Origin of the sequence: Actinoplanes sp. CA-252034 (assembly GCF_050956125.1) — a bacterium.
GTDB lineage: Bacteria > Actinomycetota > Actinomycetes > Mycobacteriales > Micromonosporaceae > Actinoplanes.
Genome location: NZ_CP191846.1, coordinates 4165398 through 4187508 on the forward strand (window position 1 = coordinate 4165398; position 22111 = coordinate 4187508).

Genomic DNA, 22111 nt, shown 5'->3' on the forward strand with positions numbered 1-22111 from the left:
AACGACTGCTGGGGAGCTGAACGAACGTGGCTGACGGGGACAAGCTTCGCGAATATCTGAAGCGCGCCATCGCCGACGCCCAGGACGCGCGCAAGCGCCTGCGCGAGGTCGAGGACCGCGAGCAGGAGCCGATCGCGATTGTGGGCATGGCCTGCCGTTTCCCGGGCGGTGTGTCGTCGCCCGAGCAGTTGTGGGACCTGGTGGCGTCCGGCACCGACGCGGTGAGCGGTTTTCCGGTGAACCGGGGCTGGGACACCGACGCCCTGTTCGACCCGGATCCGGAGCAGGTGGGCCGGACGTACTGCCGGGAGGGCGGTTTCCTGCACGACGCCGACCGGTTCGACCCGGAGTTCTTCGGCATGTCGCCGCGGGAGGCTCTGGCCACCGACCCGCAGCAGCGGCTGCTGTTGCAGACCGCGTGGGAGGCGCTGGAGCACGCCGGGGTGGATCCCGATGCGGTGCGCGGCAGCCGGACGGGCGTGTTCACCGGCGTCATGTACAACGACTACGGCTCACGTCCGAAGCTGCCGGCCGAGGAGTTCGAGGGCTACCTGTTCAGCGGCAGCGCCGGCAGCGTCGCGTCCGGCCGGGTGGCGTACGCCCTCGGTCTGGAGGGCCCGGCCGTCACCGTCGACACGGCCTGCTCGTCGTCGCTGGTGGCGCTGCACCTGGCCGCGACGGCGCTGCGCCGCGGCGAGTGCGACCTGGCCCTGGCCGGCGGCGCGACCGTGATGTCCACGCCGGTCGCCTTCCTGGAGTTCTCCCGGCAGCGCGGCCTGGCGGTCGACGGCCGGTGCAAGTCGTTCGCGGCTGCCGCTGACGGAACGGGCTGGGCCGAGGGTGTGGGCCTGCTGTTGGTGGAGCGGCTCTCCGACGCGCAGCGCAACAACCATCGGATCCTTGCGGTGGTACGGGGTTCGGCGATCAACCAGGATGGCGCGTCGAATGGTCTGACCGCCCCGAACGGTCCTTCGCAGCAGCGGGTGATCCGTCAGGCGCTGTCGGCCGCGGGTCTGGACGTGTCGGACGTGGACGCGGTCGAGGCGCACGGCACCGGCACGCGGCTGGGTGACCCGATCGAGGCGCAGGCGCTGATGGCCACCTACGGCCAGCGTCCGGCGGACAAGCCGCTGTTCCTGGGCTCGCTCAAATCCAACATCGGTCACGCCCAGGCGGCCGCCGGTGTCGGTGGCGTGATCAAGATGGTCCAGGCGATCCAGCACGGCATCCTGCCCCAGACCCTGCACGTCGACGAGCCGTCCCCGCACGTCGACTGGGAGGCCGGCGCGGTCAGGCTGCTCACCGAGCAGCAGCAGTGGCCGCGGAGCGAGGCTCCCCGGCGGGCGGCCGTGTCCGCCTTCGGCATCAGCGGCACCAACGCCCACGTCATCCTCGAACAGGCGCCGGCCGCCGACCGCCGGCCGGCAGCGGAGCCCGGCGCCGTGCTGTGGCCGCTGTCCGCCCGCGACGAGACGAGCCTGCGCGAATCAGCCGGTCGGCTGCACCGGTTCGTCGCCGACCGCCCGGACATCGACCCGGCCGACGTCGGGTTCACCCTCGCCACCGGGCGGGCCCGTCACGCCGCGCGCGCCGCGATCACCGGCGGCACCCGTGACGAGTTGCTGGCCGGGCTCGCCGCCCTCGCCGACGACGGGACCGTTCGCACGACCGAATCGGCGCGCATCGCGGTGCTGTTCACCGGTCAGGGCGCGCAGCGTCTCGGCATGGGCCGGGAGCTGTACGAGGCGTACCCGGTGTTCGCCGAGGCGCTCGACGAGGTCGCCGGCCACCTCGACGCCGGCCTCGCCCGCCCGCTGCGCGAGGTGCTCTTCGCCGCACCGGGCAGCACGGAGGCGGCGCTGCTGGACCGTACCGACTTCACCCAGGCCGCCCTGTTCGCCGTCGAGGTCGCCCTGCTGCGGCTGCTCGGCTCCTGGGGGATCCGGCCCGACCTGCTCGCCGGGCACTCGATCGGGGAGGTCGTCGCCGCGTACGCCGCCGGAGTCCTCTCTCTCGCCGACGCCGCGACCCTGGTGACCGCCCGTGGGCGGCTGATGCGGGATCTGCCGGCCGGCGGCGCGATGATCGCCGTCGAGGCGGGCGAGGACGAGGTGACCGCTCTGCTCGCCGAGCACGCCGACGTGGCCGGTATCGCCGCCGTCAACGGCCCCACGGCCGTGGTGATCTCCGGCGCGGACCAGGCCGTGACCGCGGTCGCGGACGCGCTCGCCGGGCAGGGCCGCCGGACCCGGCGACTCACCGTCAGCCACGCGTTCCACTCGCCTCTGATGGAGCCGATGCTCGCCGAGTTCCGCCGGATCGTGAGCGGTCTGTCCTTCGCCCCCGCGCGCCTGCCGATCGTCTCGACCGTCACCGGCGAACTCGCCGACGCCGCGTCCTGGTCGTCCCCGGACTACTGGGTGGAGCAGGTGCGCCGGCCCGTCCGGTTCGCCGACGCCGTGCGGACCCTGGCCGGCCGGGGCGTCACCGTCTTCCTCGAGGCGGGGCCCGACCCGGTCCTCACCGGGCTGGTGGGTGCGGTCCTCGGCGACGGCGGGCACACGGCGGTCGCCGCTCTGCGGTCCGGGCGTCCCGAGGCGCGGACGGCGCTCACCGCCGCCGGCGCCGCCTTCACCGCCGGTGTCACGGTGGACCTGGCCGCGCTCGCCCCGGCCGGCAACCGGATCCCGCTGCCCACCTATCCGTTCCGGGCCGAGCGCTACTGGCTCGTGCCGTCGCAGCAGCAGGCCGACGTCGCCTCGGCGGGGCTGCTGGAGACCGGGCACCCGCTGCTCGGCGCCGGTGTCGAGGTGGCCGCGGACGGTTCGATGATCTTCACGGGCCGGCTGTCGCGGAGCGCTCACGACTGGATCACCGAGCACGTCGTCGCGGGGACCGTGCTGGTCCCGGGCACCGCCCTACTGGAGCTCACCGCCCGCGTCGGTGACGTGCTCGGCCTGGACGTGGTCGAGGAGTTGACCCTGTCGGCGCCGCTGGTGCTGCCGGAGCGTCGCGGGGTCGCGCTGCAGGTGGCGGTCGGCCCGGCCGAGGACGACGGGCGGCGGACCTTCGAGATCTACTCCCGCGCGGACGAGGGGGAGTGGGTCCGGAACGGCTCCGGCTCGCTGATCGCCGCGGATGTCACGCCGCCGGAGGTCGGTGTGTGGCCGCCGCGGGAGGCGACCGAGGTCGATCTGACCGGCGTCTACGAGCGGCTGTCCGAGCAGGGTTACGGCTACGGGCCGGTCTTCCAGGGCCTGCGCCGGATGTGGCGTGCCGGCGGTGAGTTGTATGCCGAGGTGACGTCGGCGGACCAGTCGCGGTCGTTCGGAGTGCACCCGGCGCTGCTGGACGCGGCGCTGCATCCGCTGCTGGTCGACGGCAGCTCGTCGTTGCCGTTCTCGTTCGCCGGTGCGCGCCTTCACGCTGCCGGGGCCGCGAACCTGCGGGTGCGTTTGTCGGTGGTCGCTGACGAGGGCGACTCGCTGGTGGTGTCGTTGACCGCGGTCGACGGTGCGGGTCTGCCGGTGGTGTCGGTGGAGCGGCTGGTGTTGCGGCCGTTGTCGGTGGAGTCGTTGCGGACCGGTGACGGGTTGTCCGGGTTTTCGTGGGTGCCGGTGGCTGATCCCGTGGCGGTCGGGGCTGATGACGTGGTGGTGCCGTTGATCGGTGACGGTGATGTGTCGCCGGTGGAGCGTGCGCATGCGTTGACCGCGCAGGTGCTGGAGTTGATGCAGCGGTCGGGGCAGTCGCGGCTGGTGTTCGTGACGCGGCGTGCGGTGGCTGTGGGTGACGAGGATGTGCTGGATGTCGCCGGTGCGGCGGTGTGGGGTCTGGTGCGCTCGGCGCAGTCGGAGAACCCGGACCGGTTCCTGCTGGTGGATGTCGACGAGTGGCCGGCCGAGATCAAGGTAGGCGAACCGCAGGTCGCGATCCGCGATGGGAAAGCCCTGGCTCCGCGCCTGACTCGGGTCGAGGTGTCCGGCCAGGCTCCGGATTGGTCGCGGGGCACGGTGTTGATCACCGGTGGTACGGGTGGTCTGGGTGCGGTGGCGGCTAGGCATCTGGTGGTGGAGCACGACACTTCGCATCTGGTGTTGCTGAGTCGTCGTGGGATCGATGCTCCCGGTGCCGTGGAGTTGCGCGACGAGCTGCGTGGTCTGGGCGCCACGGTGGATGTGGTCGCGTGTGATGTGACTGATCGTGGGTCGTTGGCGGCGGTGATCAGCGAGTACGAGCCGTCGGCGGTGGTGCATACGGCGGGTGTGCTGGATGACGGTGTGGTGTCGGGGTTGACGCCGGAGCGGCTCTCCCGGGTGTTGCGGCCGAAGGTGGATGCGGCGTGGTTGTTGCATGAGTTGACGCGTGATCTGTCGTTGCAGGCGTTCGTGGTGTATTCGTCGATTGCGGGTCTGCTGGGTACGGCGGGGCAGGGTAACTATGCGGCGGGTAACACGTTCCTGGACGCGTTGATGCAGCATCGGCGGGCGAATGGTCTGCCGGGTACGTCGCTGGCGTGGGGTCTGTGGGAGCAGGCCAGTGAGATCACCGGTCACCTGAGTGACGTGGATCGTAAGCGGATGGCCCGCTACGGGCTGCTGCCGCTGGCCACCGACGAGGCGATGGCCCTGTTCGACACGGCCACGGCCACGGATGTGCCCGTGCTCGCTGTCACCCGCTGGACCAGCCCCGCGCCGGCACTCGGCCGGAGACTCGTGCCGGACGGCCGGCGGACGGCCACGGTGGGCAGCCCCCTGGCGCAGCGGCTCGCCGGGCTGGCGCCGGCCGACCGCTCACTTGCCGTGCGTGACCTCGTCACCGGCCAGTTGGCCGCCGTGCTCGGCCACACCGACGCGAGCCGGATCGCGGTCGACCGGTCCTTCCAGGAGCTCGGCTTCGACTCGCTGACCGCGGTCGAGCTGCGCAACCAGCTCAACACCGTCACCGGGTTGCGGCTGCCGACCACGCTGATCTTCGACCACCCCAGCCCCGCCGACCTGATCCGCCACCTGACCGCTGAGCTGGGCACGACCACGGCGGCCCCCGCGGTCGCCGCGGCGGCACGCGCGCCGAAGGTGACCGACGATCCGATCGTGGTCGTGGGCATGGCCTGCCGCTATCCGGGTGGGGTGTCGTCGCCGGACGAGCTGTGGGATCTCGTGGTGTCCGGGACCGATGCGGTGAGTGGGTTCCCGGTGAACCGTGGCTGGGATCTGGAGCGGCTGTACGACCCGGATCCGGAGCACGTCGGCACGTCGTACAGCCGGGAGGGTGGTTTCCTGCACGACGCCGACCTGTTCGACCCCGAGTTCTTCGGCATGTCACCCCGCGAGGCGCTGGCCACCGACCCGCAGCAGCGACTGCTGCTGGAGACCGCGTGGGAGACGTTCGAGAACGCGTCGATCGACCCGGCCACCGTGCGGGGCAGCAACACGGGCGTGTTCACCGGCGTCATGTACCACGACTACGGCACCAACCTGGACCGCATCCCCGCCGAGCTGGAGGGCTATCTGGCCAGCGGCACCGCGGGCAGCGTGGCCTCGGGCCGGGTGTCCTACGCGCTCGGCCTGGAGGGCCCGGCGGTCACCGTCGACACCGCCTGCTCGTCGTCGCTGGTCGCGCTGCACCTGGCGGCGAACGCGCTGCGCGCCGGAGAGTGCGACCTCGCGCTGGTCGGCGGCGCCACGGTCATGGCGTCCCCGCAGTCGTTCGTCGAGTTCTCCCGGCAGCGGGGCCTGGCGGTCGACGGCCGCTGCAAGTCGTTCGCGGCGGCAGCGGACGGCACGGGCTGGTCCGAGGGCGTCGGTCTGCTGCTGGTGGAGCGGCTCTCCGACGCCCAACGCAACAACCACCACATTCTTGCGGTGGTACGGGGTTCGGCGATCAACCAGGACGGGGCGTCGAACGGTCTCACCGCCCCGAACGGGCCCTCACAGCAGCGCGTGATCCGTCAGGCGCTGTCGGTCGCGGGCCTGGACGTGTCGGATGTGGACGCGGTCGAGGCGCACGGTACGGGTACGCGGCTGGGTGACCCGATCGAGGCGCAGGCGTTGCTGGCCACCTACGGTCAGCGACCCGCCGACAAGCCGCTGCTGCTGGGCTCGCTCAAGTCGAACATCGGCCACGCGCAGGCGGCGGCGGGTGTCGGCGGGGTCATCAAGATGATCCAGGCGATGCGTCACGGCATCCTGCCTCAGACGCTGCACGTGGACGAGCCGTCGCCGCACGTCGACTGGGAGGCCGGCGCGGTGCAACTCCTGACGGAGCAGCAGCCGTGGCCGCAGACGGGTGGCCCGCGCCGCGCGGCGGTGTCGTCGTTCGGCATCAGTGGCACCAACGCCCACGTCATTCTGGAGCAGCCCCCCACCCAGGCCCGGCCCGAACCGGCCGAAGCACCGGAGATGGTGCCGTGGCTGCTCTCGGCTCGCAGCGAATCGGCCGTACGCGACCAGGTGCAGCGCCTGCTCGACGGCGCAGCCGACCTGAACCCGGTGGACGTCGGCTGGTCGCTGGTCCACGGCCGGACGCTGCTGGACCACCGCGCGGTCCTGCTCGGCGACGACGTCATCGTCGGCGCCCGGTCGGCCGGGAGGACGGCGTTCCTGTTCACCGGTCAGGGCGCGCAGTCGGTCGGCATGGGCCGCGAGCTCTACGAGCAGTTCCCGGTCTACGCCGCGGCGTTCGACGCGGTCTGCGAGCAGCTTGACCCGGTTCTGGACCGGCCCCTCGCCTCGGTGGTGTTCGCCCCGCAAGGGTCAGCGGATGCCGCGCTGATCGATCAGACGGTGTTCACGCAGGCGGCGCTGTTCGCGGTCGAGGTGGCGCTGTTCCGTCTCGCCGAGTCCTTCGGCGTGGTCCCGGATGCGGTGCTGGGTCATTCGATCGGTGAGGTCACGGCTGCTCACGTGGCCGGGGTGCTCGACCTGCCCGACGCGTGTCGTCTGGTGGCGGCGCGTGGCCGGTTGATGCAGGCCGCTCGTGAGGGCGGTGTGATGGTCGCGGTCGAGGCGTCGGAGCAGGAGATCGTGCCGACGCCCGGGGTGTCGGTGGCGGGGGTGAATGGTCCGCGTTCGGTGGTGCTGTCCGGTGACGCCGATGCGGTGGACCGGGTGGTCGCGGGCTGGCGTGGTCAGGGTCGCCGGGTTCGGCCGTTGGCGGTGAGTCACGCGTTCCACTCGGCGCACATGGATGAGGTGATCCCGGAGTTCGTCGAGATCGTGGCCGGTTTGCGGTTGTCGCCGCCCAGGATTCCGCTGGTGTCCAACGTGTCCGGGCAACTTGCCGGTGACGAGATCCTGACCGCCGAGTACTGGGGCCGGCAGATCCGGCAGGCGGTGCGGTTCCACGACGGTGTGGTCACTTTGCAGGAGCAGGGCGTGACCCGGTTCGTCGAGCTGGGTCCGGACGCGGTGCTGTCGGCGCTGGTCCAGCAGGGCTTGGAGACCACCACCGTGGTCGCGCCGGCCATGCGCAAGGGCCGCCCTACGTTCCTGACGGCTCTCGCGCATCTGCACGTGACCGGACGCGACGTCGACTGGTCTCCACTGCTGGCCGGCGGGCGCCGGGTCGACCTGCCGACCTACCCCTTCCAGCGCAAGCGCTACTGGATCGAAGCGTCCACCACCGCGGCGGGCGGCGCTGACACGGGCCATCCGCTGCTCGGTGTCGAGATGCCGGTGGCCGGCGCCGACGAGACGTTCTTCGCCGGACGTCTGGCACCGTCAGCCTGGCTGGGCGCCCACCGGATCGCCGGGCACACGGTCGTCCCGGCGTCGGCCGTCGTCGACCTGCTGATCCGTGCCGGTGACCAGGTCGGCGCCTCGACGCTGGCCGAGCTGACCATCGTCGCCCCGCTGCTGCTGCCGGAGGGCTCCGCACTGGCCACCCAGGTCCGGGTCGGTGCACCCGGCTCCGGCGGCCGGCGGCCGGTGACGCTGCACGCCCGCCCTGACGGCAGCGCGAACGCGTGGACCCTCCACGCCGAGGGCAGCCTGCAGGTCGAGACGGACGACTCACCGGAGCCGTTCGGAGACGACGGCGTCGAGGTGACCCTGCCGGAGGACCACCGCGCCGAGGCCGCCGCCTTCGGCGTGCACCCGCTGCTGCTCGACGCGGCAGTGGCCGGCGCGGTCGACCCGGCCGACGGCGACGCGGTCCGGGTGCCGGTCACCTGGCGTGGGGTGCGGCTGCACGCCACCGGCGCCACCGCGGTACGCGTCCGGGCCCGGGCCACCGATGACGCGACGATCAGCCTGCACCTGGCCGACGAGAGTGGCCGGCCGGTGCTGACCGTCGCTTCGCTGGAGTTCCGGGACGTCCCGTTGGAGGCGTTCACCGAGGTGGGGGCGGCGCAGGTCGTCACCTCCGCACCGGCGCGGGTACGGCCCGCGGCGCGTACCGAGAAGTCGGAACCGCTCGCCGGACTCGAGCCCGCACAGCGGCGCGAAGCGGTGGCCCGGATGATCCGTGCCGAGGCCGCCGCGGTCCTGAGCCACCCCGATCCGGACGCCCTCGACGCGGACCGCTCCTTCCAGGAGCTCGGCTTCGACTCGATGACCGCCGTCGAGCTGCGGCAGCGGCTCAACGCGGTGACCGGCACGCGGCTGTCGGCCACCGCGGTCTTCGACCACCCGACCCCGCAGGCGCTGACCGAGCACGTCCTCGCCCAGCTCACACCGGCCCGCCCGGTGCTGGCCGAGCTCGACCGGCTGGAGGCCCTGCTCACCGGGGTCGCCGACGGCGGGGAACGGGACGCGGTCACCGCACGACTGGAGGCGATGGTGTCCCGGCTGACCGGGCCCGCCCCCGCCGAGGACACCCCCGACCTGCAGAACCGCATCGCCTCGGCCTCGGCCAGCGAGATCTTCGACCTGATCGACAACGAGCTCGGGCGCCTGTCGAACTGACGCCGTCCCGACCTCGACACCCGCTCGCGCTCCCGGAAAGACAGTGACCAGTGGCTGACAACGAAGCGAAACTCGTCGAATACCTGAAGTGGGTCACCGCCGACCTGCAGAAGACCCGCGAACGTGTGCGGGAACTGGAGTCGGCCGGGCAGGAGCCGATCGCGATCATCGGGATGGCCTGCCGCTTCCCGGGCGGGGCCGGATCGCCGGAGGAGCTGTGGCAGCTGGTCCTGGAGGGCCGCGACGGGATCACCCCGTGGCCGGCCGACCGTGGCTGGGATGTGGAGCGCCTCTACGACCCGGACCCGAACGGCACCGGCACGTCGTACACCCGGGAAGGGGGTTTCCTCGACGGCGCGACCACCTTCGACGCCGGCTTCTTCGGCATCTCGCCGCGGGAGGCGCTGTCCATGGACCCGCAGCAGCGGGTGCTGCTGGAGACGGCGTGGGAGACGTTCGAGAACGCTGGCATCGACCCGGCGACGCTGAAGGGCAGCCGGACCGGGGTCTTCGCGGGCGTCGCCGGGCAGACCTACCTCGACCTGGACGGTCCTGAGGAGCTGGAGGGATACCTGACCACCGGGCGGCTCAACAGTGTCGCGTCCGGCCGGATCTCGTACTTCTTCGACTTCGACGGCCCGGCCGTCACCCTGGACACGGCCTGCTCGTCGTCGCTGGTGGCCCTGCATCTGGCGGTGGAGTCGCTGCGTCGCGGCGAGTCGACGCTCGCCCTCGCCGGTGGCGCCACGGTCAACGGGCATCCGGGCGGGTTCGTCGACTTCTCCCGGCAGCGCGGGCTGTCGGCGGACGGGCGCTGCAAGTCGTTCGCGAAGGCCGCCGACGGCACCGGCTGGTCCGAGGGTGTCGGTCTGCTGCTGGTGGAGCGGCTCTCCGACGCGCAGCGCAACAACCACAAGATCCTTGCGGTGGTACGGGGTACAGCAGTCAACCAGGACGGGGCGTCGAACGGGTTGACCGCCCCGAACGGGCCCTCGCAGGAGCGGGTGATCCGTCAGGCCCTGGCGTCGGCCGGGCTGAACGTGTCCGAAGTGGACGCCGTCGAGGCGCACGGCACCGGCACGCGGCTGGGTGACCCGATCGAGGCGCAGGCACTGCTGGCCACCTACGGTCAGCGACCCGCCGACAAGCCGCTGTGGCTCGGCTCGCTGAAGTCCAACATCGGGCACTCCGTCGCCGCCGCCGGTGTCGGCGGGGTCATCAAGATGGTCCAGGCGATCCGGCACGGCGTCCTGCCCCGGACCCTGCACGTCGACGAGCCGAACCCGATCGTCGACTGGGACTCCGGGGCGGTCCGGCTGCTGACCGAGCAGCAGCCGTGGCCGGAGTCCGGGGCGCCCCGGCGGGCCGGTGTGTCCGCCTTCGGCGTGAGCGGCACCAACGCTCACGTCATCCTGGAACAGGCCCCGGCCCAGCCGCAGCCCGAACCCGCCGACGCGCCCGAGGTGGTGCCGTGGGTGCTCTCGGCGCGGAGCGAGGCGGCGCTGAGCGAGCAGGCCCAGCGGCTGCGTGACGCCGCGGCCGGCCTGAATCCGCTGGATGTCGGCTGGTCGCTGGTGAACGGGCGGGCGCTGTTGGATCACCGGGCGGTGCTGTTGGGTGACGAGGTCGTCGTGGGTGCCCGGTCGGCCGGGAGGACGGCGTTCCTGTTCACCGGTCAGGGCGCGCAGTCGGTGGGTATGGGCCGTGAGTTTTACGAGCGGTTCCCGGTCTATGCTGCGGCGTTCGATGCGGTGTGTGAGCAGTTGGACCCGGTTCTGGATCGGCCGCTGGCCTCGGTGGTGTTCGCGCCTGAAGGGTCGGCGGATGCCGCGTTGATCGGTCAGACGGTGTTCACGCAGGCGGCGTTGTTCGCGGTCGAGGTGGCGCTGTTCCGTCTCGCCGAGTCCTTCGGCGTGGTCCCGGATGCGGTGCTGGGTCATTCGATCGGTGAGGTTGCCGCTGCTCACGTGGCCGGTGTGCTCGACCTGCCCGACGCGTGTCGTCTGGTGGCGGCGCGTGGCCGTTTGATGCAGGCCGCTCGTGAGGGCGGTGTGATGGTGGCGGTCGAGGCTTCCGAGGACGAGATCGCCCTGGTCGCTGGTGTGTCGGTGGCGGGGGTGAATGGTCCGCGTTCGGTGGTGCTGTCCGGTGACGCCGATGCGGTCGAGCGGGTGGTCGCGGGTTGGCGTGCTGAGGGTCGCCGGGTTCGGCAGCTTGCGGTGAGCCACGCGTTCCACTCGGCGCACATGGACGAGGTGATCCCGGAGTTCGTCTCGGTGGTGGCCGGGTTGCGGTTGTCGCCGCCCCGGATTCCGCTGGTGTCGAACGTGTCCGGACAGCTCGCCGGTGACGAGATCCTCAGTCCTGAGTATTGGGGCCGGCAGGTCCGGCAGGCGGTGCGGTTCCACGATGGTGTGGTCACTCTGCAGGAGCAGGGCGTGACCCGGTTCGTCGAGCTGGGTCCGGACGCGGTGCTGTCGGCGCTGGTCCAGCAGAGCCTGGAGACCACCACCGTGGTCGCGCCGGCCATGCGCAAGGGCCGCCCGACGTTCCTGACCGCTCTCGCGCATCTGCACGTGACCGGACGCGACGTCGACTGGTCTCCGCTGCTGGCCGGTGGCCGCCGGGTCGACCTGCCGACCTACCCCTTCCAGCGCAAGCGCTACTGGATCGAGGCGTCGCAGGGTTCGGCCACACCGGCCGGTGGAGCCGACACGGGCCATCCGCTGCTCGGTGTCGAGATGCCGGTCGCCGGTGGTGACGAGACGCTGTTCGCCGGCCGGTCGTCGGCGGACGTGAGCGCCGCGGCCGTCATCGACCTGCTGATCCGTGCCGGTGACGAGGTCGGCGCGGGCGTTCTGGAGAACCTGACGATCACCGTCCCGCTGGTCCGGCCCGCCGCGGCCACGCTCGCCACCCAGGTCCGGGTCGGCGCGCCCGCCTCCGACGGCCGCCGTCCCGTCGCGCTGTACGCGCGTCCCGACGGCAGCCACAACCCGTGGACCCTGCACGCCCACGGGCACCTGCACACCGGCGGCCCGGCGGGCTCCTTCGACCTCACCGAGTGGCCGCCCTCCGGGACCCGGCCGGGGGAGACGCACGCCGAGGTGGCCCTTCCGGAGGACACCGACCCCGGCGCGTACGGGCTGCACCCGGCCCTGCTGGACGCGGCTCTGCGGACCGTCGGCGAGATCCGGGACGTGGTCCGGGCCGAGCTGTACGCCACGGGAGCCACCGCGCTGCGGGTTCAGGTGCTACCGGCCGGAGCCGGCACTGTCACGGTGCGGCTCGCCGACCGTACCGGCTGTCCGGTCGCCCTCATCGAAGGTGTCACCGTGCGCCCCGCCGACGCCGGGGAGCTGGCCGACGCCACCCACCGGCCCGGCGACAGCATGTTCGCGCTCGCCTGGACACCGGCGGCCGCCCGTGCCGGGGGCCCGTCCCGCTGGGGTGCGGTGCGGGACGGCGCCGGACACCACGTGGCCACCGGCGCCGAAGCCGTCCACGCCTATCTCGAACCGCCGTCCGGTCCGCTGCCGGCGTCGGCGCACGAGGCGGCCGGGCGGGCGCTGGCACTCGTCCAGGACTGGCTCGCCGACTCCCGGCTCGCCGCGGTGCCGCTGGTGGCCGTCACTCGTGGCGCGGTCGCCGCCGTCGACGGGGAGATCGTCGACCCCGCGGCCGCGGCGGTGTGGGGTCTACTGCGATCCGCGCAGTCCGAGGCGCCCGGCCGGATCGTCCTGCTCGACACCGACCGGTGGCCGCTGCCCACCGAGACGCTGACGGCCGCGGTCGCCACCGGCGAACACCAGCTCGCGGTCCGCGGCGAGACGCTGCTGAAGCCGGAACTGACCCGGACCGCGCCCGGCGCCCCGGCCGTGGCCTGGCCGTCCGACGGGACCGTGCTGATCACCGGTGGCACCGGAGCGCTCGGAGCCGTGGTCGCCCGGCATCTGGTGACGCGTCACCGCGTACCCCGGCTGCTGCTCACCAGCCGTCGCGGCCCGGACGCCGCCGGAGCCGATCAGCTCCGCCAGGAGCTGCGCGACCTCGGCGCCCACGTCGACATCGTGGCGTGCGACGTCGCCGACCGGGACTCGCTGGCGGCGGCCCTCGCGACGATCCCGGCCGGCCATCCGCTCACCGCCGTCGTGCACACCGCCGGTGTGGTCGACGACGCCCTGATCGGCTCGCTCACCCCCGGGCGGCTGAGTGCCGTTCTGGGCCCCAAGGCGGACGCCGCCTGGCACCTGCACGAGCTGACCCGGGACCGGCCGCTGACCGCGTTCGTGCTGTTCTCCTCGATCGCCGGTGTGATCGGCGGCGCGGGGCAGGGCAACTACGCCGCCGCGAACGCGTTCCTCGACGGCCTCGCCGTCCACCGGCGTGCCCGTGGGCTGCCCGCCACCTCGATCGCGTGGGGCCTGTGGGAGCAGGACACCGGTATCACCGGGCACCTCACCGAGGCCGACCGCCGCCGCATCGTCCGCGCCGGCTTCCCACCGATCGCCGTGCCGCACGGCACCACCCTCCTGGACGCCGCGCTCCGCGCCCCGCAGCCCGCGCTCGTGGCCACCCCGCTCGACGTGGCCGCGCTGCGGGAACGCCGCGACCAAGCCACCCCGCTGCTGCGCGCGCTGATCGGCGGCATCGGCCGGCCGGCCGCCCGCAACACCGACGGCGACTCCCGCGCCCTGGCCGATCGGCTGGCCGGGCTGACCGACACCGATCGGGAGGCGCTGGTCCGTGAGGTGGTCGTCGGCGCGGTGGCCGGGGTGCTCGGGCACCGCGACACCGGCACCGTCGACGCCGGGCGATCCTTCAGCGACCAGGGCTTCGACTCGCTGACCGCGGTCGAGCTGCGCAACCGGCTCACCGCCGAGACCGGACTGGCGCTGCCGCCGACCGTCGTGTTCGACCACCCCACCCCGGCCGGGCTCGCCGGCTTCCTGCTGGGAGAGCTGAACCGGACCCCCGGGCAGGCGGACGCGGCGGGCTCCCGGATCGACTTCGCCGCGGAGGTGACCCTCGCCGACGACATCCGCCCCGCGGCGACCGTCGTGACGGTCGCCGACGACCCTCGCGAGATCCTGCTCACCGGTGCCACCGGGTTCCTCGGCGCGTTCCTGCTGCGGGACCTGATGCGCGACACCGGCGCGCGGATCCACTGCCTGGTCCGTGGGCGCGACGAAGCCGATGCGCTGGCCCGCATCCGCGAGAACATGCGCTGGTACCGGGTGTGGGACGAGGTCGACGAGGCGCGGCTCTCCGTCGTGGTCGGCGATCTGGCCGCGCCGGGCCTCGGCATCGATGCGGAGACCTTCGACCACCTGGCCCGTACGGTCGACGTCGTCTACCACGCCGGTGCGACCGTCAACTGGCTGCGGCCGTACGCCGAACTGAAGGTCGCCAATGTCGGCGGCACCCAGGAGATCCTGCGGCTGGCCGCCCGGCACCGCACCGTGCCGGTGCACCACGTGTCGACGGTCGGCGTCTTCGCCGGCCCGGTCACCGCCGGGGCGCCGCTGGCCGTCGACGACCCGACCGGCCCGCCCGAGGCGCTGCCCAGCGGCTACCTGCGCACCAAGTGGGTCGCCGAGCAGATCATCGGCCTCGCCCGCGACCGGGGACTGCCGGTGTCGGTGTACCGGGTCGACGTGATCTCCGGCGACCAGCGCAACGGCGCCTGCCAGACCCGCGACTTCGTGTGGCTCACCGTCAAGGGCATGGTCCAGGCCGGCGCGGTGCCCGACCAGCTGGCCGGCGCGTACCACCTGGTGCCGGTCGACCACGTCAGCGCCGGCATCGTCGCGCTGTCCCGCAAGGCCGACGCCGCGGGGGAGACGTTCCACTTCTACAACCGCAGCTCGCTGCCGCTGACCCGGATCGTCGAGCTGCTGCGCTCCTACGGCTACCCGCTGGCCGAGACGGAACCGGCGGCCTGGAAGGCGGCCGTGCAGGCCGACCGGGACAACGCACTGCTGCCGCTGCTCGACGCCTTCGAGATGATGATCGCCGACAGTGGCTCGTTCTATCCGCCGATCGACGTCAGCGGCACCGAGCAGGCCCTCGACGGCACCGGCGTCACCTGCCCGGAGCTCACCGCCGACCTGTTCGAGCGATACCTCGACTTCTTCGTGAGCGCCGGATACCTGCCGTCGCCGCACGCCCTCACCGCATCCGAGAGGACCACGCCGTGACCACGCCGGTCGAACCCGGCCGCTGGCTGCGCCGCCTGCACAGTGGCGCACCCACCGCCGTCCGGCTCGTCTGCCTGCCCCACGCGGGGGGCTCCGCGAGCTTCTTCTTCCCACTGTCCAAGGCACTCGCCCCCGACGTGCAGGTCCTCGCCGTGCAGTATCCCGGCCGGCAGGACCGCCACCGTGAACCCGCCGTCGACGACCTGCACACTCTGGCCGACCTGATCACCGAAGCCCTGGTCGACGACGGTCCGGGGCCGGTCGCCCTGTTCGGGCACAGCATGGGTGCCGTCCTGGCGTACGAGATCGGCCTGCGCCTGGCCGAAGCCGGGCGCCCCGCCCCACTGCGGATCTTCGCGTCCGGCCGGCGCGCGCCGTCCCGCTACCGCGAGGAACGCATCCACCTGCGCGACGACGACGGCATCATCGAGGAGATCCGGCGGCTCAGCGGCACGAAAGCCGACCTGCTCGCCGACCCGGACCTGTTGCGGATGTTCCTGCCCGCCCTGCGCGCCGACTACCGGGCCATCGAGACGTACCGGCACCGGCCCGGCGCCCGCCTCGACTGCCCGCTCACGGTCCTGATCGGCATGGACGACCCGGTGGTCAGCGGCCCCGAGGCGACCACCTGGCGTGAGCACACCACCGGCCCCGTCGAGGTGCGCACCTTCAGCGGCGGCCACTTCTTCCTCATCGACCACGCCGCCGAGATCACCGCCCTGCTCGCCGCCCTGCCGAAGTCACCCGCCGTTTCCGACCCGGTCTCGCACCCGATCTCGCACTCGGTCTCGCACCCGGTCTCGGAGCTGGCTTTCGACCCGATTTCACACCCGGTTTCCGACCCGGTTTCCGACCCGGTTTCCGACCCGGTTTCCGAACCGGTTTCCGACCCGGTTTCCGAACCGGTTTCCGACCCGGTTTCCGACCCGGTTTCCGACCCGGCCTCCGACCCGGCCTCCGACCTGATGGAGCAGCACTGATGTCCCACCTCGCCCTGCCCGCACCCCGGCTCGTCCTGGCCGACCTGCTGACCACCCGGCGTTCGGCGGTCCGTGACGTGCTGCTCGTCGCCGGGGCCGCCGCGCTCATCGGTGTCAGCGCCCAGATCAGCGTGCCCGTGCCGGGCAGCCCGGTCCCGGTGACCGGGCAGACGTTCGCCGTGCTGCTCGCCGCCGCGGCCCTCGGCCCGTGGCGTGGCCCGGCAGCGAGCCTGACCTACGTCCTCGCCGGCCTGGCCGGTGTGCCCTGGTTCGCGGGCGGCACCTCCGGCCTGCCCGGCGCCACGTTCGGCTACCTCGCCGGCATGGTGCTGGCCTCCGCCGTCGTCGGGGCGCTGGCGAGTCACGGCGCGGACCGCACCCCGTGGCGGGTGGCGCCCACGATGCTGCTCGGCAACCTGGTCGTCTACGCCGTCGGCGTGACCTGGCTGGCGGTCACCCTGCAGCTGAGCCCGCAGCAGGCGATCACCGTCGGCCTGGTCCCGTTCCTGCTCGGCGACGCCCTCAAGATCCTGCTGGCGGCCGGCCTGCTGCCCGGGGCATGGCGTCTGGCCACCCGACCCGGCCGCCACTGACGGGGGTCCACGGCCGGGGTCTCACGGCCGGGGCGTACGGTCCGGCGGGGTTTCGCGGGGTGGAGGCGCCGCCTCAGGCCGGACCCGGGAGACGATCCGTCTCGTGCTCGGCCGCACGACAGGCGGGCGCCGGGACGCCGTGCCCGGCTCCCGCCTATGACGACGGCCAGGACCGCAGCGTCATCTCGGCGATCGGGTGGAGCTGCTCGCGAGGGGTGCCGCCGGCCGCCTGGACGGCGATGCCGTTCGCGACCGTCATGAGGTATCGGGCGAGCAGGGCGGGGTCGGCGCCGGACGGGAGGTCACCTTCGTCGACGGCCCGACGGAACCGGTCGCGCAGGTGCGTCACTCCTTCCTCGCGCCAGGCGGCGAGCAGGTCACGCGCGAGGCGGCCGGAGTCGCCGGCCGCCAGGGAGCCCTGCACGCCGAGGCATCCGGTGGGGCGGTCCGGCAGGGTGGTGCAGCGGACGGCGCCGTCGAGATAGGCGGTGGCCACCTCCCGGGCGGTCGGCTGCGCCAGGGCGCGGGCGAAGTAGGACGCCGGTCCTTCGGTGTACCAGTGCAGCGCTTTGCGGAACAGCTCCTCCTTGTTGCCGAAAGCGCGGTACATGCTCATGCGGGTGATGCCCATGGCAGCGGTGAGGTCGTCGAGGCTTGCGCCCTCGTAGCCCTGCGCCCAGAAGACCCGCGCCGCCCGCTCCAGAGCCTCGTCGGCGTCGAACCCGCGCGGCCTGCCGATCGGTGCTGTGCGCTTGCTCTCCATGGTCCCAGCATACGACTTCGGTAACGATCGGTTCGGAAGTGCTACGGTTGCTTCGGTACCGATCGGTATCAAAGTTGCTGGAGGCAAGCATGGATAAAGTCGTCCTCATCACCGGGGGAACCTCGGGTATCGGCCTGAGCCTGGCGGAGGCGTTCCTCGCTGACGGTGCCGCCGTGGCGGTCTGCGGCCGGTCACCGGAAGCGCTGGCCCGCTTCACCCGGGCCCACCCGAAGGCGCTCGCGGTCCAGGCCGACGTCACCCTCCCATCGGCGCGCGACGCTCTACTGAACGCGGTCACGGAGCGCTTCGGGCGACTCGACGTTCTGGTCAACAACGCCGGTACGTTCGTGGAACGCGACTTCACCAGCGGCGACACCACCGAGACCCTGGATCAGGAGGTCGCCCTGAACCTGACGGCTCCCATCCACCTGACCGGCGACGTGCTGCGGCGGTGGCCCGCCCTCGACGCGGTCGTGTTCGTGACCTCCGGGTTCGCGCTGGTCTCTCCGACCCGCGCGCCGACGTACGGCGCCGTCAAGGCCGGACTGCACGGATTCGCCGAGGCGCTGCGCCGCCAACTCGGCTCGCGTGGCACCCATGTGCTCGAGGTTCTCCCACCGACCACCGACACCCCCATGAACGCGGCCACCACCGGGCCGAAACTGCCGCCCGCCGTGGTGGCCGCGGCGACCATCGACGCGCTGCGCCGTCGACGGCCGATGGCGCTCCCGGGTCAGACGAGGCTCATGCCGGCGATGCTGCGCCTCGCGCCGCGCTCTCTCGAGCGCATGGTCGCCAAACTCTGACCGTGCGAATGGTGCCGCTCGGGAGGCCCGCAGCCGGGCTGCGGACCTCCGTTGCGAGCTCGAACGGCGGACGGCGTCAGAGGTTGTTCAGGTCGAACTTCTCCCACGAGCCGCCGACGGTGTCCCGGTTGGCGATCAGCGGGTCGGCCCCGGCGTTGTCGGCCGTGACGAACTTGCCGTTCACCACTGCCTTGAAGCTGACGCTGCCGTCGGCGTTGCGGACGAGCAGGAACTTCTCCCACGTTCCGCCGACGTGGTCGCGGTTGGCGATCAGCGGGTTGGCCCCGGCGTTCTCGGCCGTGACGTACTTGCCGTTGACGTGCGCCCGCAGGGCGATGACGCCGTCACCGAGCTCGAACGCGTCGAACTTCTCCCACGAGCCGCCCACGGTGTCCCGGTTGGCGATCAGTGGGTTGGCACCGGCGTTGTCCGCGGTGACGTACTTCCCGTTGACCCGGGCGCGCAGGCTGACCGACTTCGCCGGCGTGACCGACAGGACCCGGAACCCCGTGCCCTGGGCACAACTGCTGGCCCCCGAGACGGTGTAGCCCGCGATGCTCAGCTTCGCGCCCACCATGACGACGGCCGGATCGCCACCGATCGGACGGTACGTCACGCCACCGGAGGACAGCAGGACGCAACCCTCGGCGCCCCGCGTCACCGTTCCGATCACGGTCTCCACGGCGTACGCCTGGGTGATCTGGATCCGGACGCCCTGGGTGCAGGAGCCGGCCGGGTTCGGTGCCCGGTAGCCGTAGACGTGGACGGTCTGGCCCGCCTTGACGACCGCGGCGTCGCCCCCGGCAAGCTGATAGGTGGTGGTGCCGTCGTTGACGACCAGGCAGCCGGTCCCGCCGGCGGCCTCCACGCGGCCGGTCAGCTCGAACTCCTTGAACTGGCCGACCCAGTCGGCGAGGCCGTCGACCCGGGTCGCCGTGGCGTCACGTCGCGTGCTGGTCTCGCCGAGACATCCGCCCTGCCAGGAGGTGCTGAGCACGGCGACCAGCTCGGCCGTGCCGTCGCTGTTCTCGCGGATCACGGGGCCACCGGCGTCGCCCTTGCAGATCGTGCCGTCACCGAGCGGCGTGACCCCCAGACCCGTCGCCGAGGCGTCCTGCACCGAGACCTGACCGGTGTGGGGCAGGGCCGGAACCCATTCGGTCGAGGTACGGCCGAAGCCGAGGACCCGTAGCGTGTCGCCGGCGACCGGGGCGGAGGCCGACACCGGAGCACTGCCCCGCACGCCGTTCACACTCTTGGCCAGATGCGCCACGACCAGGTTCCGGTCGTCGCGTACGTGCAGATAGTCGACCGCCACGGTCTGCGCGGCCGCGGGCTGGTCCGAGCGGGTCGTCACGGTGCTGCCGGACGGCGGCGGCCCGGTGACCGGCGCGGCCGATCCGACGGTGAAGCACTCCTTCGACGTGGCCACCAGGTGCGGATTCACCAGCACCCCGGTACAGCTGCGTTCCGTTCCGACGCCCACCTTGACCACGTACCCGTAGGCCGCGTCGGCCGTCGGTCCGGCCATCGCGACCGCCTGGTCGGCCGCGGCCAGACCGGCCAGCCCGACGGCCGAGGCCGCCAGCACCGCCATCACCCGGCCGCGGAGCAGCCTTCGTCCACTTGCAACCATCACTTTCCCCCGTTGTGTGTCGAGTAAATCCGCACAGGACAGTAATGGCACTCGTCGATATCCGGAAGAACGACCGGGATAGTTGGCATCCCATTACGGAGCCCGCCATTCCCGTCCGGAGTCGCATCCGTGGGCGACCGCCACGCTGCTCCCGATCGCAACCTCGTCTCCAGCGCCGTGCGTCGATACCTCATCCGAGGTCGGCCGAGCTCATCGGGGCGAGGGGGAAATATCTCTAGAATGCTCGTTATGACCTTCTGGCTCGATCCGTACACACGGTTCAAGTCGCTGACAGGGGTCGACCCCGTGCTGTACGAGCGCATGAGCTCCGTCTCCACGGAGGTGGCTGAGCGCGTCACCCGCTGCTTCGCCGGTCAGGCGTGGCTCAGACGCCGGTTCCCCGCCCACAGCCATGTGAACATGCGCCTGCTGCCGCAGAGCGACACCGCGGCCGGCGTCGAGCTCGTGAAGACCAGACGCGGCGCAGGACCGAAGACGATCCGCTGCGACCTGCGCATCCCCATTTCCTGGCTGGCCGAACCCGGCGACGGGCTGCTCAGCCTGCGCCTTTTCCAAGCGATGCTGCACGCCCTGCACGTGATCGGCGAACGATACGACATCGGCGCCCCCGCGGCCGTCGGCCCAGGTGGCCACCGCGGCGACCCCGGGGTACGCGATCCGTTCGGCCCACCGCCGCCACCGCCTTCCTACGCCGACATCAACGCCCACCTGACCCGTCTGGCCACATCGCTGGGCCCCGATCAGCTCGTGCTCGCCGTCAAGGAGCCCACCTCGGCAACCGTCGCCCGGCAATGCCGCAACGTCCGCCAGGCGCTCGGCACCGTCGTCGACCAGCACACCCTCATCGCCCCCCACGCGAAGGCGACGGCATGGACCATCCAGACCCCATCGTGACCCTGAAGGCGGACCCCGCCGGCCTCACCGCCGCGAAGGCACGGAAGCTGCAGACCGCCGTCACCACCGTCGAGCACTGCCTGGGCCTGTGGCAGCCGTTCGTCGCCGCCGCAACGACTCACGCGCTGCACATCACCGTCGGCGCCGCGGACGACCCTGAAGAGGCCACCACACCGACCGTGAGCGCCCACCTCGACGCAGACGGGGGACACCTGCGCCTGCGGGTGCCGCGCAGCCTCGTCGATGACCCACCGAGCAGGCTCGCCGCCCGGATCCTCGACATCGCCGTCCCGGCGCTCGTGACCCACGCGGAGACCCACCCGCACGAGCGACCGCCCGCCTTCTGGGTGAACACGGACATGGAGCGGCCACCCCCTGACGATCCAGAACCCGGCATCGTGCTCGACGACCTACTCGACGGCGACGTCCTGCTGATCGCCCGCCACGACGGCACACCCGCCGGCGCGGACCTCCGCCGACGCACCCTCGACGACTTCCTCTGCGATCGACTCGAGGCCCCCGGCATCGCCGGACGGGATGGCGCCGTCACCACCGACTCCGCTGTCTGCTTCACCCTGGAGCTGCTCCACAGCGATTAGCACTCAGCGCGGCGGGTGGCGAAGTCGGTCGGATCCCGGCTGGACCCGACCGGGGCCATCCGTTCTCTCGGCGGGGAATGTCGCCTGTGTGATGGTGGCGGTTCCCGTCGGAGGAGCCTGTTCGTGCATGGTGATCCGGTCGCCGGGCCGCAGGTGCCGCCATCCCTCGGGGCTGAGCGGAGCGAGGCGGACCGGTCCGTGTGCGCCTGGTTCGAGTTCGGGTGCCCGTTCGACCCAGATGCGGGCGACGCGCAGGTCGGGGTGCCCCTCCGGCATGACGATCCCGATGTTCCACAGGGGGCGCAGTATGCCGTCGCCCGGTATCGCCGTCCGGCGCCCACCTGGCTGAGCAGGACTGAGTAGTTGGAGGTCCGCGCGGATGATGCCGTGCACGGTCTCTGCCGCTCTCCAACGGCACCAGGCCTTGGCGCGGTGCAGGTTCATCTCGGCCGCCGCGTCTGCCAGCAGGTTCCAGAACGAGGTCTCGGCGGCGTAGGCATCGCCCAACTCGGTGAGGATGTCGAGCGCGATCTCGTACTCGTTGTGGTCGAGGTGGTCGACAGCGTCCGCCGCGGTGGTCCCGGCCTCGCCGGCGGCCGATCGAGGGACCATGACGGCCGCCTGGCGCAGTGGGTCGGGGAATTCCATGCGCATGATTCTTCAGTACGGCTCGATCGCGCTCTTCCGACGCTGCTGTCAGCGGGCCGGACCAG

General features: G+C 72.2%; 8 protein-coding genes and 2 pseudogenes. 7 read left to right on the plus strand and 3 right to left on the minus strand.

All coding sequences use genetic code 11. The features are described from left to right. Positions 1-26: 26 nt before the first annotated feature. The 4 genes and pseudogenes from ACQPZW_RS18795 to ACQPZW_RS18810 all read left to right on the plus strand — a co-directional run bounded on the left by ACQPZW_RS18795 (position 27) and on the right by ACQPZW_RS18810 (position 16679). Entirely contained in the window at positions 27-8906 is an 8880-nt protein-coding gene (locus tag ACQPZW_RS18795) for an SDR family NAD(P)-dependent oxidoreductase (protein WP_433796197.1), read from the plus strand. A gap of 68 nt (positions 8907-8974) precedes the next feature. Continuing rightward, a pseudogene (locus ACQPZW_RS18800) lies at positions 8975-15106 on the plus strand (thioester reductase domain-containing protein); the annotation flags it as partial. Beyond that, positions 15103-15831: pseudogene (locus ACQPZW_RS18805) on the plus strand (thioesterase II family protein); the annotation flags it as partial. The pseudogenes ACQPZW_RS18800 and ACQPZW_RS18805, both read left to right, overlap by 4 nt. Positions 15832-16085: 254 nt before the next feature. Beyond that, the gene (locus ACQPZW_RS18810) at positions 16086-16679 is read left to right on the plus strand and encodes a biotin transporter BioY (protein ID WP_433796198.1); all 594 of its coding nucleotides are present in this window, start codon (positions 16086-16088) and stop codon (positions 16677-16679) included. A gap of 154 nt (positions 16680-16833) precedes the next feature. Here ACQPZW_RS18810 and ACQPZW_RS18815 read toward each other — a convergent pair whose 3' ends face one another. After that, the gene (locus ACQPZW_RS18815) at positions 16834-17442 is read right to left on the minus strand and encodes a TetR/AcrR family transcriptional regulator (RefSeq protein ID WP_433796199.1); all 609 of its coding nucleotides are present in this window, start codon (positions 17440-17442) and stop codon (positions 16834-16836) included. An 89-nt stretch (positions 17443-17531) separates the two neighbouring features. Here ACQPZW_RS18815 and ACQPZW_RS18820 point away from each other — a divergent pair, with 89 nt between their 5' ends. Continuing rightward, the gene (locus ACQPZW_RS18820; RefSeq protein ID WP_433796200.1) at positions 17532-18248 is read left to right on the plus strand and encodes an SDR family NAD(P)-dependent oxidoreductase; all 717 of its coding nucleotides are present in this window, start codon (positions 17532-17534) and stop codon (positions 18246-18248) included. Positions 18249-18324: 76 nt separating this feature from the next. Here ACQPZW_RS18820 and ACQPZW_RS18825 read toward each other — a convergent pair whose 3' ends face one another. Then, positions 18325-19884 (minus strand): trypsin-like serine protease, encoded by a 1560-nt coding sequence (locus ACQPZW_RS18825; protein WP_433797573.1) that lies wholly within the window; start codon positions 19882-19884, stop codon positions 18325-18327. Between the two features lie 249 nt (positions 19885-20133). Here ACQPZW_RS18825 and ACQPZW_RS18830 point away from each other — a divergent pair, with 249 nt between their 5' ends. Beyond that, positions 20134-20799 (plus strand): hypothetical protein, encoded by a 666-nt coding sequence (locus ACQPZW_RS18830; protein ID WP_433796201.1) that lies wholly within the window; start codon positions 20134-20136, stop codon positions 20797-20799. Further along, positions 20775-21398: a hypothetical protein gene (locus tag ACQPZW_RS18835; protein WP_433796202.1), complete on the plus strand. Its 624-nt coding sequence runs from the start codon at positions 20775-20777 to the stop codon at positions 21396-21398. Before ACQPZW_RS18830 ends, ACQPZW_RS18835 begins: the two co-directional genes overlap by 25 nt. Positions 21399-21401: 3 nt before the next feature. Here ACQPZW_RS18835 and ACQPZW_RS18840 read toward each other — a convergent pair whose 3' ends face one another. Continuing rightward, a complete protein-coding gene (locus ACQPZW_RS18840; RefSeq protein WP_433796203.1) occupies positions 21402-22046 on the minus strand; it encodes a hypothetical protein in 645 nt (214 codons plus the stop codon). Between the last annotated feature and the right edge of the window lie 65 nt (positions 22047-22111).